The sequence below is a fragment of the Arthrobacter sp. TmtSoilC51 genome (genome assembly GCF_055388015.1).
Genome location: NZ_AP035877.1, coordinates 1459934 through 1473573 on the forward strand (window position 1 = coordinate 1459934; position 13640 = coordinate 1473573).

The following is a 13640-nucleotide window of genomic DNA, read 5'->3' on the forward strand; positions in this document are numbered from 1 at the left end:
GAAGGGGACCTGTTCTGCTTCATGTGCCCCCTCGTCCACGGCTCGGGTGGGCTGTGTTGTGGGGCCTGGTGTGCGTGGGTGGGGGTGGTTTTGGGGCGCAGAGCGGGCCTCGCAACGGGGCACGAAGGAGGGCCTTGGGTAAACCCAAGGCCCTCCTTGAACGCGAAATGCGGCTGCTAGACCTCGTCTGCCAGGGTTCCCAAGTACAACTGGATGACCTTGGGGTCCTTCATGAGCTCGCGACCCGTGCCCGTGTAGGCATCCTTTCCTTGGTCCAGGACGTAGCCACGGTCGCAGATCTGCAGGCAGCGGCGGGCGTTCTGTTCCACCATGATGACTGAGACGCCGGCGCGGTTGATCTCATGGACTCGAAGGAAGGTCTCGTCCTGCTTGACGGGGGAGAGGCCTGCCGACGGCTCATCGAGCAGGAGCACTGCAGGGTCCATCATGAGGGCCCGTCCCATGGCTACCATCTGGCGTTCACCGCCGGAGAGGGAACCGGCTCGCTGGGCACGTCGCTTGGCCAGTTCCGGGAAGAGGCTGGCGACGAAGTCGAAGCGTTCAGCGAACGCCTTGGGCCGCTGGAACATGCCCATCTGGAGGTTCTCTTCGATGGTGAGGGTTGCGAAGACATTGTTGGTCTGGGGGACAAAGCCGACGCCCTGCGTAACCAGCTTGTTGGCCTTCAAACCGGTGAGATCCTGGCCCCGGACCACCACTGTGCCGGAATGGACTTTCACCAGGCCGAACATGGCCTTCAGCAGGGTGGACTTACCAGCACCATTGGGGCCGATAATGCCGATCAGCTCGCCCTTGCGGGCCTCGATGGAGCAGCCGTTGAGGATGTTGACGCCAGGAATGTAGCCCGCCACCAGGTTGGTGACTTTGACGACGGATTCACTTGCCGGAGCATCTGCCGAGGCGGGCATTGCACTGGTGCTGCTCATTTCCCGTCCTCCTTCTTGGTTTCTACGATGTCGGACAGTATGCCTGCGTCTTCTGTTCCCACTACCGATTCTTCGTCGGCTTCAAGTTCTGCCTCCAGCACCTTGATGCCTTCTGCGTCGCCGAGGTCAACGTCGTGATGTGCGCCAAGGTAGGCGTCGATCACGGCGGGGTTCTTCATGACTTCGCCGGGAGGACCCTCGGCCACGATTTTTCCTTCTGCCATGACTACTACCCAGTCTGCGATGTGGCGCACCATGTTCATGTCGTGCTCCACGAAGAGGACCGTCATGCCCTCAGCCTTGAGGTTCTTAATGTGGTCCAGCAGGGACTGGGTCAGTGCCGGGTTCACGCCAGCCATGGGCTCATCCAGCATGACGAGCTTGGGCCGCACCATGAGGGAGCGGGCCATCTCGAGGAGCTTACGCTGACCGCCTGAGAGGGAAGCCGCGTAGTCGTCCTTCTTGGTGTCCAGCTTGAACTTCTCAAGGAGCACGTCTGCTTGTGCCGTGATCTCCTTCTCGCGGCCACCCCAGATGCCCTTGAACAGAGCCTTGGAGAGGCGCTCGCCCGGCTGGTTTGCTGCACCCAGCCGCATGTTTTCCATGACTGTCAGCTTGCCCATGACCTTGGTCAGCTGGAATGTCCGCACCATGCCCATGCGTGCCACTTTGTAGGACGAGACGCCGGCAATGCTGTTTCCTTCAAACTGCCACTTGCCGCTGTTTGGAGTGTCAAAGCCCGTGAGCAAGTTGAACAGTGTGGTCTTGCCGGCACCGTTGGGCCCAATCAAGGCCGTGATCTTGTGGCGGGGGATCTCAAGGTATTCGACGTCCACGGCGTTGATGCCGCCGAAGGACCGCGTAACGTTTTCGGCGACGACGATCGGATCCCGCTTCTTGCAGCCGGGAGTGTTTTCTCCGACCGCGATGGGACGCGAATCGGTCATGTAATCAATGTTTGCCTCGTCCCCTGTAGTGGCGCGGTGGGCAGGGCTACCAGTGTTACCAGTGCTGGATGGCGTAACTGGGTTGATTGGGTTGTTGCTGTTTTGTTCGTTGGTCTCACTCATGCGAAAGCAAGCTCCTTCTTATTGCCGAAGACGCCTTGCGGGCGGAAGATCATCAGGAGCATCAGGGCCACACCAACAAGGATGTAGCGCAGCTGGCCGGCCTGGACAGTGGTCAGCCATGTGATGGCTCCGGATTCGATGAGCCCATACAGCAGGCTCTGCGTCAGCGAGAGCACCACCCAGAAGATCATGGCTCCGATCACTGGGCCTAGGACGGTAGCCATGCCACCGAGCAGGAGACAGGTCCAGAGGAAGAACGTGAGCTCGGTGCCGTAGTTGGACGGCTGGACGGCTCCGCGGGGGAGGGTGAAGATCATGCCTGCCAGAGCGCCCAGGATGCCACCGATAATCAGGGCCTGCATCTTGTAGGAGTAGACGTTCTTGCCGAGCGAACGCACGGCATTCTCGTCCTCGCGGATACCTTTCAGGACGCGGCCCCATGGGCTGCGCATCAGCAGCCACACCAGCAGGCAGCAGATAATGACCAGGCCCCAACCCACAACCCGGATGAAGAAGTCGCGGTTGTTCATTCCCATGTAGGACCCCTCGGGGAAGGGATTCATGGAATAGAAGCCGCCCTCGAACGCTGCCAGGCCGTTGGCTGAACCCGTGACGCTGGTGAGCTGGTTGGTGGTGACCACGTAGCGGACAATTTCAGCCGCCGCGATGGTGACGATGGCAAGGTAGTCCGCCCTCAAACGCAGTGTTGGAATACCCAGGATGAAGGCGAAGATGACCGAACACAGGACCGCGATAAGCAATCCGATGAAGAAGGGGGTCTTGAAGGTCAACGTGGAAATGGCGAAGCCGTAGGCGCCCACGGCCATGAAGCCGGCCTGGCCGAAGTTCAACAGGCCTGAGTAGCCGAAGTGTACGGCGAGGCCCAGAGCAGCAAGTGCGTAGGCCGCCGTCGTTGGACTGAACAGTTCGCCAAGGGCGCTGGAAAGAATAAATCCGAAGTCCATGGCCCGCTCCTAACCCACACGCTCACGCCGGCCGAGGATACCCTGCGGTCGGAACAGAAGAACAACGATCATGATGAACAAAGCCCCCACGTACTTGAGGTCGGCCGGGAGGCCAAAGACTGTGGTCAGCTCCACGAAGATACCGACGACGATGGAGCCGATCAGGGCACCGAAGACGGTTCCCAGGCCACCGAGCGTCACGCCGGCGAAGATGAGCAGCAGGATTTGCGAGCCCATGTCGAACGTCACGCCGGGCCGGTAGTAGGCCCATAGGATGCCACCGAGGGAAGCGAGAACGCCGCCGACGATCCATACAAGCCGGATGACCGAGTCGACGTCGATGCCGGAAGCAGCCGCCAACGCAGGGTTGTCTGCCACCGCACGGGTTGCTTTACCGAGACGGGTCTTCAGCAGGATGATGCCGATCAGGGCGATCACCACGGCGCTGATCAACAGGGACCACAGGTTGTTCGGAGAGATGGAGATGGGTCCGATCTGGATCTCAGCGCTCTGGGCTCCGGGCAGCTGTTGGGTAGCGCCACCGAAGAAAAATTGGATGACATAGCGGATAGCCAATGCCAGGCCGATGCTGACGATCATCATGGGGACCAGGCCTGAACCCCGCCGCCGCAGGGGACGCCATAGCCCGGCGTCCTGAACGTACCCGAAGAGCCCGCCACCGATCAGCGAAAGCAGGATGGCCAGCCAGAACGGCAAACCGAAACCGTTGAACATAAAGACGAGCACAGCACCCATGGTCACCATCTCGCCGTGGGCGAAGTTGGTGAGGCCGGTGGTGCCGAAGATGAGGGACAAACCCACGGAGGCAAGTGCCAGCAGAAGGCCGAAACTCAATCCTGCAACGAGGCGGTTGAGGAGGTTCTGGCCGAAGTCCTGTTGCTGGACGACGATGCCTTTGCCGAAGGCGAAGATCACCGACAGGTTGGACGTTTGGTTGAACGTGACGTCGCGGGGATTCTCCTGGCCATCGGCAAGCTTGATGCCCTCCGGCAAGGTGGAGGTATCCAGCTCAACTCTGTACGTGCCCTGCACGGGGACGCCAATGTTCCAGGCGCCGTTGGCTCCGGAGGTTGCTTCGCCTTCAAACCCGTTGCCCGAGGCCTTGATCTTCACGCCCGGTATGGGCGCGCGGGCGTCGTCGCGGAGGAAGCCGCTGATATTGTTCTGGAAATTCGTTGGGGATGGCGAAGGCGAGGGGGTGGTTGCCTCCGCCGCGGGGGCGGCGATCAACAGAGCGGCAATGAGGGCTGCGAAAAACGCCCCCACGGCTCTCTGCGGTCCCTTGGACCGTCTCATGGACGGGTCGCGAAGTGTGCTTCTCAAAATGGAAACCTCCACAGTGGGGGTGGTCCCGGCTGCGCCATTGCAGCCGGTGCGAACGGTCATGGGGCTTGCGAACAGTTCCTGCCTAGCTGCCTCGATTGTGATCTAAGTCACCCATGTGTGGCCTATGTTACCGCTCGGTGCGGATAAAAAATGCCCTGCATAGAGGTCAGAAGATAGCGATCGGATAACAACTGTGAAGTCCTGGGCAACAAGCAATCTTCCACATTCGTGTCACGGTTGAGTTTCGTCTGGGTGAACAAGGGAACTTTCCCTGCCGTGCGCGCGTGGTAATTGGTACCGTGAATTATCACTTAGCCCTTTTTCAGGAGGACACCCGCAATGGCACTTGGCGGAAACCCTATCTTCAACGGAAAGAATTTCCGTGGAGCCAAACAGGCACCGCCTGTTCCGCAAAATCCGTATTCCAACCCGTACGGCCAGCAGTTTAACCAGGCACCTGGCCGCGCGCCTGGACAGGTCCTCGACGCCCAGTCCGCTTGGTCGGCTCCGCAGCAGAACATGACCAACGAACAACTGCAGCAGATGTACAACCAGCCGGCAGCGGGCCCCGCCGATACCGGCCGGATGACCTACGACGACGTCATCATGAAGACCGTCGCCTGCCTTGTTGCCCTGGTCATCGGCGCGGGTATTACGCTCTTTGTGGCTCCCGGCCTGTCCACCATGCTCATGATCGTCGGTGCGCTGGGCGGATTCGTCCTGGCCCTCGTCAATACCTTCAAGAAGCAGCCGTCACCGGCACTGATTCTTGCGTACGCCGGCCTTGAGGGCTTGTTCCTCGGTGGCCTGACACGGATTCTTGACGGAATGTTCCCGGGCGTCGGCCTCCAAGCGGTCATCGGGACGCTGGCCGTCTTCGGCGTCACGCTACTGCTCTTCAAGAGCGGCAAGGTCCGTGCCACACCCAAGATGGTGCGATTCTTCATGATTGCCACCATCGGCTACGCGGTCTTCGCACTGATCAACCTCGTGATGATGTGGACCGGTGCAGTCCAGGAGCCGTTTGGCCTTCGCACGAGTATCACGATTGCCGGCATCCCGCTTGGCGTCTTCATTGGCATCCTTGCAATTGGCCTGGCAGCCTTCTCGCTCATTATGGACTTCACCAGCATCGAGGAAGGTGTCCGCGCCGGCGCCCCTGAGCGCTACTCCTGGATTGCCGCCTTCGGGCTGACGGTCACGCTGGTTTGGCTGTACGTCGAAATCATTCGGCTTCTGGCAATTTTGCGCGGCGACGACTAACTCCGCTTGAGTTCACGAAAATGCCCCCGAAAATTCTTCGGGGGCATTTTTCTTTACTCTGCCGGCCCGGCTCAAAGGACGCCCGGCTCAAAGGACGCCTCAGCTGAGGCGTTCGAAAACAACAGCCATTCCCTGACCGCCTCCCACGCACAACGTGGCCAAGCCAAGCGTGCCGTCGCGTTCCTTCAGTCCGTTCAGGAGCGTGGTGGTCATGCGCGCTCCGGTCATGCCAAACGGGTGGCCCAAGGCAATGGCGCCACCGTGGACATTGAGCTTCTCTGCGTCGATGCCCAGCTCCCGGGCGCTCGCTACCACCTGGACGGCAAAAGCTTCATTGAGCTCCACGAGGTCGATATCGTGAATCGTCAGTCCCGCCCGTGCCAACGCCCGTTGCGTTGATTCAACGGGTCCCATGCCCATCAGCTCGGGCGAGAGGGCAGACACACCGGTGGACACAATGCGCGCCAACGGCTGAAGTCCGAGGTCGCGTGCACGGGCGTCGCTCATGACCAGGACGGCGGCGGCGCCATCGTTGAGTGGGCACGCATTCCCCGCGGTCACTGTGCCTTCGGGACGAAATACGGGCTGGAGAGTGGATACAGCTTCCAGGGTCACTCCTGCCCGCGGGGAATCGTCCCGATCAACCACCGTGCCATCCTTTCGCGTGTACGGCGTGATTTCCCGGGCATAGAAACCCGAGGCAATGGCAGCCTCGGCGCGATTTTGGCTCAGCACGCCCCACTGGTCCTGCTCGGCCCGGCTGATTCCGTAAGTGGTGGCCACATTCTCCGCTGTCTGTCCCATGGCGATATAGATATCGGGAAGCCTCCCGCCAAGCCGCGGGTCCGTCCAGGGAATGTTCGACGCCGCCCGGGCTGCCGTTCGCTGCGCTGCCGACTCGAAGAGCGGGTTGTGGTTGCCGGCGTCGGTTTGCCCGGCCCCTGCCCAATTCTGGTATCTCGAAACACTTTCCACCCCGGCCGAGACGATCGCATTCGCTTCCCCGGCTTTGATGGCGTGGAACGCCATCCGGAGGGTCTGCAGGCTGGACGCGCAGAATCGGTTGACGGTAGCCGCCGGTACGCGGTCCAGGCCTGCGAGGACGGCGACCACACGGGCCATGTTGGAGCCCGCTTCCCCGCTGGGTTCGGCGCAGCCCAGCAGGATGTCATCAAGCCCGCCGCCGTCTTCGGCAGCAGGATTGAAACTTGGAACTTTCGCGAGAGCGGCCTGCACCATGGCAGTAGCAAGGTCGTCGGGACGTTCGTCCTTAAGGGAGCCTTTGAAGGCCCGGCCAATTGGACTTCTGGCAGTGGAAACGATGACAGCCTCAGTCATGGCCCCAGCTTACGCCCGGCATCTGGAAGGACGGCGGGCGTAAGCCGTGGGACGGTCAGGCCAGGCGAAGGGCGCCTGCCGCTGGAGTCACGGTGAAGATGTCCGGGGCGGTGAAGCCCCTCTCAGCGAAGGAACGCACGACGGCGTCGCGAACCTGCTGCTCCTGGCCCACCGGAGTCAGGGCGATGGCAGAACCGCCGAAACCCCCACCCGTCATGCGGGCGCCGATCGCGCCGTTGGCCCGGGACGTCTCCACAGCGAGGTCCAGCTCAGGGCAGGAGATCTCGAAGTCGTCTCGCATGGACACATGGCTGGCGTCCAGCAACGCGCCAATGCTGGCGGGCCCTTCGCTCTTGAGGATTTCCACCGTCTGGAGCACGCGGTCGTTTTCGGTGACGACGTGCCGAACCCTGCGTAGGGTTGTTTCGTCCAGCAAGCCGGAGGCTTCCTCCAAAGTTTCCACGCCGACGTCGCGCAGTGCTTTGACTCCGAGGATCTCGGCACCCAACTCGCAGGACGCGCGCCTGGAGGCGTAACCGCCGTCGGAATGTGAATGGGACACCTTGGTGTCGATGACCAGCAGGACCAGGCCCGAGGCCTCCGCATCAAAGGGGACCAGGTCAACGTGCTGGTCCCGGCAATCCAGGAACACAGCGTGCCCCTTGGCTCCACGGAGGGAAGCTGACTGGTCCATGATGCCGGTGGGTGCTCCGACGAACACGTTCTCAGCGCCCTGCGTCGCCAGCACCAGATCCTCGGCGCCTAAACCTGCCCCGGTGAGGTCGTTGAGGGCAGAAATGACCGCACATTCGATTGCGTGGGAGGAAGAGAGTCCAGCACCCAGCGGAACGTCGGAATCGAGCAGGAGGTCAAAACCGGGAACATCGATGCCACGTTCCTTCAAGGCCCAGGCGACTCCGAGCGGGTAGCGTGACCAGCCCTGCCCGGATCCCGGTTCCAAGCCGGAGAGGTCAGCCTCCACCAGGCCGTGACCACCGAACATGGACAACAGCCGCACGGTGGAATCCCCGCGAAGCCGAACAGCCACCTTGGCTGTCTTATCAATAGCGAAGGGCAGGACGAAGCCCTCGTTGTAGTCCGTGTGTTCACCGATCAGGTTGACGCGCCCCGGTGCCTGCCACACGCCGTCGGGAACTGAACCAAAGGTCTCCTGGAAGCGCGCGGAAAGCACGCTGGCGTCAGTGGTGGTGGTCATGCTCGGGTGCCTTCCAGGGTCTCGGCCAACTGTGTGGCGTCTGTGGCAGCAGCGACGTTGCGCAGTCGCTCCGCCACGGCTTCCGGGGTGGTGTCATTGATGAAGGCGCCCATCGCTGCTTCGGAACCCGCCAGGTACTTGAGCTTATCGGCAGCGCGGCGCGGTGACGTCAGCTGCAAGTGCAACTGGCCGGCTGGGCGCAGGATCGGATCCAACGGGGCTTGGTGCCAGGCGGAGATGTACGGCATCGGGGTCGGGTACAGGGCATCAAGGCGCTTCAGCAGGTCCAGGTAGACGTGGGAGAGTTCGTCGCGTTCTTCGCCCGTCAGGGCTGCCAGGTCGGGGACGCTGCGGTGGGGGACAAGATGGATTTCCAGGGGCCAGCGAGCAGCGAAGGGCACGTAGGCGCTGAAGTGATTGGCTTCGAGAACCATGCGGCTGCCATCCTCGCGTTCTGCCTTGAGGAGCGAGGCGGCGAGCGTTTCTTTGGCGTCGACGTCGTCGTAGTACTTGCGGGCTACCGCGCCAAGGGTGGCCGCCCGGGGCGTGACGTAGGGGTACGCATATATCTGGCCGTGCGGGTGGTGCAGGGTAACCCCGATATCCGCGCCGCGGTTCTCGAAGGGAAAGACCTGTTTGATGCCGGGCAGGGCGCTTAGCGCCTCAGTGCGTTGTGCCCAGGCCTCGATGACCGTGCGGGCGCGGGTTTGTCCCAACTCAGCAAAGGACCCCGTGTGCTGCGGGGTGAAAGCCACAACTTCACAACGACCGAAGGCGGGCCCGGTGACGGCGTGGCCGGCGAATCCGTTCCCCGGGATCTCCGGAATGTCGCCCAGTGCCGGTCCCAGCGAGGGGAAACGGTTCTCGAAGACCACGACGTCGTAATCCGGGGCGGGGATCTCCGAAGGATTATCGGCAGTAGTGGGGCAAATGGGGCACTGGTGGGCAGGGGGAAGATGCGTGCGGCTCTGGCGGTGGGCAGCCACTGCTACCCACTCACCGGATAGGGCGTCATACCTGACCTCGCCGGGCTCGCCGCGGGCCGGCAACTCGCGGTGGTCCACCAGCGAGTCCGGTGTGCGCTCGGGAGTTCCGGGGTCATCGAAGTAGATCAGCTCACGGTTGTCAGCGAGGCGGGTGCTGGTAATGCGACTCATGGGTCCATCATCCCACAAGCAACCAAAAACGCATAGTTTCAAACAAAAGCTAACATGTCGCTCGTGGTGAAAGGACGTGAATGCAGTACGGTATTGCCATGCCTGCCTCTTCCCCATCCGCCCAAAACGGGGCCGATTCCGCACCGCGGCGCTTCGCCACCGGCCGCCAATTCGAGCTTCGCCGCGACGACGCGCTCGCCATAGTCACCGAGCTCGCGGCGGGTCTGCGGTTGTATTCCCGCGACGGTGTCCAATTAACCGAAAGTTACGGCGACGCCGAGATTCCGCCGGGAGCCACAGGAATCGCGCTCGCCCCGTGGGCCAACCGGGTGGAGGATGGCATCTGGTATCTCAACGGCAAAAAGCAGCAACTCGACATCACCGAGGTCTCACGCAACAACGCCAGCCACGGACTCCTTCGGAACTCCGGCTATACGTTGGTGGATGAATCCGAATTCTCGGTGACGCTTGAAGCAACCGTCTTCCCACAGCATGGCTACCCTTTCCTTGTCCGGCACCTTGTCCGGTATGAGCTCGACGGAAACCTGGACCTTCGTGTCTCACAAACGCTGGCCAACGATTCCGAGGCCAGTGCTCCGTTCGTCCTTGGCTCCCATCCATACCTGCGTCTTGGCGACGTAACCCCTGAGGATTTGATCCTGACGGTCAACGCAGCCACGCGCCTCGTAGCGGATGATCGACTGATTCCCCGCAGCACCGCCTCTGTGGAAGGCGAATGGGACCTTTCCGGGGGTCGTACGGTGGGCAGCCTGGACATCGACGTCGCCTTGACGGACCTGACGTTCGACGGCGGCGTGGCCCGCCACACGCTCACGGCGCCGGATGGACGCAGTGTCTCCCTCGAACAGGACCAAAACTGCCAGTATGTCCATGTGTTCGTCACCGACACCTTCCCTGGCCGTTCCAAAGTGGTCGCTATTGAGCCCATGACCGGTCCAGCCAACGCCTTTAACAGTGGGGACGGTTTGCGTTGGCTTGCGCCGGGGGAGTCCTTCACCATGACGTGGGGGATTACCGCCTCCCTCTAGACCATGCACGCGCGGCGGGCCGGTTTCCCTTACGGGGCGGCCTGCGGAAGTATGGGTTTATGACGCCAACACCGGACGCCAAATCACGTTCTGACCTACAAATCGCCCAAGACCTTCCCTACGGAGTGCGCATTGCAGCCGCATGGTCGTGGCGGATGGGCCTGATCCTGTTGATGATCGGCGCCTTGGTGTGGCTGCTTGGCAAGGTCAGCTTCCTCATTATTCCGGTGATGGTCGCTGCCCTCCTGGCCGGACTCCTCTACCCAGTGGTGGTCTGGTTGCGCAAGCGGAACCTGCCCAACGGTGCGGCCGTGGCCATCACGGTGCTGGGTTTCATTGGGGTCATCGGAGGCGCGCTTGCGCTGGTAGGAAGGCAGCTTGTCTCGGGATTTGAGGAGCTTTGGACTGAGGCCCTCACGGGAATCCAGCAGATCCAGGACTGGCTTGCATCCGGGCCCCTGCACCTGACGGCTGCCCAGATTGACCAGTACATTTCCGACGGCGCCACTGCCCTGCAGGACAACAGCAGCAGCATCCTCAGCGGTGCTTTGTCCTTTGGCAGCACCGCCGGACACTTCGCCGCCGGCTTGGTCCTGGCACTCTTTATCCTGATCTTCTTCCTGCTCGAAGGCACCAGGATCTGGGCGTTCCTGGTCCGGCTCCTGCCCAGGGCAGCCCGAAGGGCAGCTGATGGTGCCGGACGGCGCGGCTGGACTTCGATGGTCAGCTACGCCCGGATCCAGATGTTCGTCGCGTTCGTGGATGCGGTGGGCATCGGTGTCGGCGCCGCCATCATCCAGGTACCCTTGGCACTTCCGCTCGGTGTCCTGGTGTTCATTGGTTCGTTCATTCCCGTGGTGGGTGCGTTGGTCACTGGTGCGATCGCCGTCCTGCTGGCACTGGTCGCCAATGGACCCGTGAATGCCCTGATCATGCTGGCCATCGTCTTGCTTGTCCAGCAACTGGAAAGCCATATCCTGCAGCCGTTGGTCATGGGCAAGGCTGTGGCACTTCATCCCGTGGCAGTGATCCTTTCCGTGGCTGCGGGATCCTATCTCGCGGGCATTCCTGGAGCGCTCTTTGCAGTACCACTGCTCGCCGTAGTAAACACGGCGGTTCGCTACATTGCCGGCCGGACGTGGGAACATGATGAAGGATTGGGTGCGGCCGAGCTGCAGCCTGGGGCCGCATCCACGGAAACGGATGGCGACTCCAACTTCAAGGAAGTCCACCTTCCGAGAGTCGGATCCCACAGCGCCAGCAGCGCTGCCAGCAAGACCAGGACCGCAGATAACACCTCCGTCCAGGAGCCTGCAGTTGACACCAATAAAGGAGAATAGTCAGTGAATACCCTCGAAACCCTGCCCGTCACACTGGACGATGTCCTCAAGGCGCAGGAGCTGCTCGAGGGCATTATTACGAAGACTCCGGTGGAGTCCTCCCGTGCGCTGGGCAGCCTCGTGGGCGGCAATGTTTTTTTCAAATGCGAGAACCTGCAGCGTGCCGGATCCTTCAAGGTCCGCGGCGCCTATGTGCGGATGGCGCGCCTGACTGATGCCGAAAAGAAGCGCGGGGTGGTGGCTGCCTCTGCAGGCAACCACGCCCAGGGCGTAGCCGTAGCCGCAAAGAGCCTGGGCATCAACGCCCGGATCTACATGCCGCTGGGCGTCGCGCTTCCCAAGCTTGCAGCAACGCGCAGCCACGGTGCCGAAGTTATCCTGCACGGCCACAACGTGGATGAGGCACTGGCCGAAGCCCAGCGCTATGCCAATGAAACGGGCGCCGTTTTTGTGCACCCCTTTGACAACGTGGACGTCGTCGCGGGCCAGGGCACCATTGGGCTGGAGATCCTGGACCAGATCCCCAACGTGGACACCATCCTCATGGGTGTTGGCGGCGGCGGACTGCTTGCAGGCGTCGCGGTGGCCATCAAGGCAAGGGCCAAAGAGCTCGGCCGCGAGATCCGCGTCATCGGAGTGCAGGCGGAAAACGCAGCAGCTTACCCTCCGTCCCTCGCTGCCGACGCCCTGGTGCCCCTCAAAAAGGTTTCCACCATGGCCGATGGCATCGCTGTGGGGCGGCCAGGGCAGCTTCCTTTTAGCATCATCCGCGAACTCGTGGACGACGTCGTGACCGTGAGCGAGGATTCCCTCGCACGGGCCCTGATCTTCCTCCTGGAACGGGCCAAGATGGTCGTGGAGCCGGCAGGCGCGGTGGGAGTAGCCGCGCTGATGGACGGCAAGATCGAAAACCCCGGGAACACCGCCGTCGTGCTTTCCGGTGGCAACATCGATCCGATGCTGATGCTCAAAGTTATCCAACGCGGTCTCTCTGCCGCGGGCCGGTTCATGACGGTGCGAATGATGCTGGACGACCGCCCGGGCTCACTGGCTACGATCGCCCGCATCATTGCCGAAAACGACGCCAACGTCACGGGCCTGGACCACACGCGCCTGGGCGGCTCCATCAGCATGGGCGATGTTTCCATCACCATCAACCTGGAAACGAAGGGCCACGAACACGGCGAACAGGTCCTCGGCGCCTTGAGGGCCGAAGGCTTCCAGCCGATCGTGGTGCACTGACAGGAGTCGCGGACATGGTGCTCGAAACGCCTGACGGATCCAAGGCCGAGGCCAAGGAGACACTCGCGGGCCGAGCCAAGGGCGGCCTGCTGTTCATGGGCAGCTTCGTGATCCTGCTTTACGTCATCGAGTTCCTCAATACGTTGATGAGGCATGGACTCAACGGGACTTTTGGGTTGCGGTCGCGCAGCCTGGACGGCGTGCTGGACATCCTGACGTTCCCACTGCTGCATGCGAACCTCAACCATTTGCTCTCCAACACCCTGCCACTCATCATTTTCGGTTTCCTGGTTTTCCTGGCTGGCATCAGAGTGTTCCTCACAGCTTTGGCCTTTAGCTGGCTGGGTTCTGGCTTGACGGTGTGGCTTATTGGCGGGGGAGGAGTGACAGTGGGGGCGTCCGGGCTGGTGTTCGGGTTCTTCGCATTCCTTCTGGTCAGGGGCTTCTTCAACAGGAACTGGTGGCAGATTCTTCTGTCCGTGGTGCTCTTCATGGCGTACGGCAGCATTCTCTTTGGTGTGCTGCCCACCGTCATGGGCTTTATTTCGTGGCAGGCCCATCTGGGCGGGGCCATTGGAGGGGTCATCGCGGCCATCCTGCTGCGTCCCAAGCCCCAGTCCACCATCTGACCCAAGTAAGTCGCATTTGTGCGCGTTATGAGCTCTCAAAACGCGCACTGCTGCGACCCAGTTGGGTTACCCGGGCA

12 protein-coding genes are annotated in these 13640 nt (G+C 61.8%); 5 read left to right on the top strand and 7 right to left on the bottom strand.

Annotated features, from left to right (window positions below; genetic code table 11):
• Positions 1–176: 176 nt before the first annotated feature.
• From ACZ5G6_RS06775 to ACZ5G6_RS06790, 4 genes are all read right to left on the bottom strand, one after another.
• Positions 177–947, bottom strand: a complete 771-nt coding sequence (locus tag ACZ5G6_RS06775; RefSeq protein WP_498690335.1) for an ABC transporter ATP-binding protein — start codon at positions 945–947, stop codon at positions 177–179.
• Complete coding sequence (locus tag ACZ5G6_RS06780) at positions 944–1894, bottom strand: ABC transporter ATP-binding protein (protein WP_223937507.1); 951 nt, start codon at positions 1892–1894, stop codon at positions 944–946. Before ACZ5G6_RS06780 ends, ACZ5G6_RS06775 begins: the two co-directional genes overlap by 4 nt.
• 119 nt (positions 1895–2013) lie before the next feature.
• Positions 2014–2982, bottom strand: a complete 969-nt coding sequence (locus ACZ5G6_RS06785; RefSeq protein ID WP_223936312.1) for a branched-chain amino acid ABC transporter permease — start codon at positions 2980–2982, stop codon at positions 2014–2016.
• 9 nt (positions 2983–2991) lie between these two features.
• On the bottom strand, positions 2992–4389 hold the full coding sequence (locus tag ACZ5G6_RS06790; RefSeq protein ID WP_498690337.1) for a branched-chain amino acid ABC transporter permease: 1398 nt from the start codon (positions 4387–4389) through the stop codon (positions 2992–2994).
• A 279-nt stretch (positions 4390–4668) separates the two neighbouring features.
• Between ACZ5G6_RS06790 and ACZ5G6_RS06795 the strand changes: the two genes are divergently transcribed.
• Entirely contained in the window at positions 4669–5592 is a 924-nt protein-coding gene (locus ACZ5G6_RS06795) for a Bax inhibitor-1/YccA family protein (protein ID WP_223936314.1), read from the top strand.
• Between the two features lie 99 nt (positions 5593–5691).
• Here ACZ5G6_RS06795 and ACZ5G6_RS06800 read toward each other — a convergent pair whose 3' ends face one another.
• Genes ACZ5G6_RS06800 through galT form a run of 3 tightly spaced genes read right to left on the bottom strand, consistent with a single transcriptional unit; the run spans position 5692 to position 9303 of the window.
• Complete coding sequence (locus tag ACZ5G6_RS06800) at positions 5692–6930, bottom strand: acetyl-CoA C-acetyltransferase (RefSeq protein ID WP_498690339.1); 1239 nt, start codon at positions 6928–6930, stop codon at positions 5692–5694.
• 55 nt (positions 6931–6985) lie between these two features.
• Positions 6986–8146 (bottom strand): galactokinase, encoded by a 1161-nt coding sequence (gene galK / locus ACZ5G6_RS06805; RefSeq protein ID WP_498690341.1) that lies wholly within the window; start codon positions 8144–8146, stop codon positions 6986–6988.
• Entirely contained in the window at positions 8143–9303 is a 1161-nt protein-coding gene (gene galT / locus ACZ5G6_RS06810; RefSeq protein ID WP_223936317.1) for a galactose-1-phosphate uridylyltransferase, read from the bottom strand. Before galT ends, galK begins: the two co-directional genes overlap by 4 nt.
• Positions 9304–9383: 80 nt before the next feature.
• Between galT and ACZ5G6_RS06815 the strand changes: the two genes are divergently transcribed.
• From ACZ5G6_RS06815 to ACZ5G6_RS06830, 4 genes are read left to right on the top strand one after another with little or no spacing between them, the layout of a single operon-like run.
• Positions 9384–10352 (top strand): aldose 1-epimerase family protein, encoded by a 969-nt coding sequence (locus ACZ5G6_RS06815; protein WP_498690343.1) that lies wholly within the window; start codon positions 9384–9386, stop codon positions 10350–10352.
• A gap of 59 nt (positions 10353–10411) precedes the next feature.
• Entirely contained in the window at positions 10412–11692 is a 1281-nt protein-coding gene (locus ACZ5G6_RS06820; protein ID WP_498690345.1) for an AI-2E family transporter, read from the top strand.
• Positions 11693–11695: 3 nt separating this feature from the next.
• Positions 11696–12934 (top strand): threonine ammonia-lyase, encoded by a 1239-nt coding sequence (ilvA, locus tag ACZ5G6_RS06825; RefSeq protein ID WP_223936320.1) that lies wholly within the window; start codon positions 11696–11698, stop codon positions 12932–12934.
• Between the two features lie 14 nt (positions 12935–12948).
• Positions 12949–13563, top strand: coding sequence for a rhomboid family intramembrane serine protease (locus ACZ5G6_RS06830; protein WP_498690347.1), 615 nt, complete (start codon positions 12949–12951; stop codon positions 13561–13563).
• Positions 13564–13640 lie beyond the last annotated feature (77 nt).